The sequence below is a fragment of the Roseitalea sp. genome, from assembly GCF_984466335.1.
Genome location: NZ_CFIFWG010000118.1, coordinates 9,299 through 9,860, shown reverse-complemented (window position 1 = coordinate 9,860; position 562 = coordinate 9,299). Strand labels below are relative to the sequence as shown.

The window sequence follows — 562 nt, the reverse complement described above, 5'->3', positions numbered from 1 at the left end:
GCGGCCGTGCCGATGATGTAATAGGTGCTCTCGACATTGGTCACCCAGTCGCGCAGCGCCTCGTTCATGGCGTCCTTGAGCGTGCCGTTGCCGGAGGTGACGGGCGTGATCTGGGCGCCCAGAAGCTTCATGCGGAACACGTTCGGCGCCTGCCGGTCGATGTCGGTCGCGCCCATATAGACGTGGCACGGAAAACCGAACCGCGCGCACACGGTCGCCGCGGCGACGCCGTGCTGCCCGGCGCCTGTCTCGGCGATGATGCGCGTCTTGCCCATGCGCCTTGCGAGCAGGATCTGGCCGAGGCAATTGTTGATCTTGTGGCTGCCCGTATGGTTCAGTTCGTCGCGCTTGAAATAGATCTTCGCGCCGCCCAGATGCGCCGTCAGCCGCTCGGCGAAATAGAGCGGCGAGGGTCGGCCGGTGTAGTGGCGTCCCAGTTCGGCCAGTTCTTCCTGAAAGGCCGGATCGGCCCTGGCCCCGTTCCATTCGTCCTGGAGATCGAGGATCAGCGGCATCAGCGTCTCGGCGACGAAACGGCCGCCGAACATGCCGAACATGCCCT

General features: G+C 64.9%; 1 protein-coding gene. It reads right to left on the bottom strand.

Annotated features, from left to right (window positions below; genetic code table 11):
• The coding region (locus tag AC5E6L_RS11110; RefSeq protein WP_491773296.1) for a pyridoxal-phosphate dependent enzyme at positions 1 to 562 on the bottom strand (562 nt) is incomplete at both ends.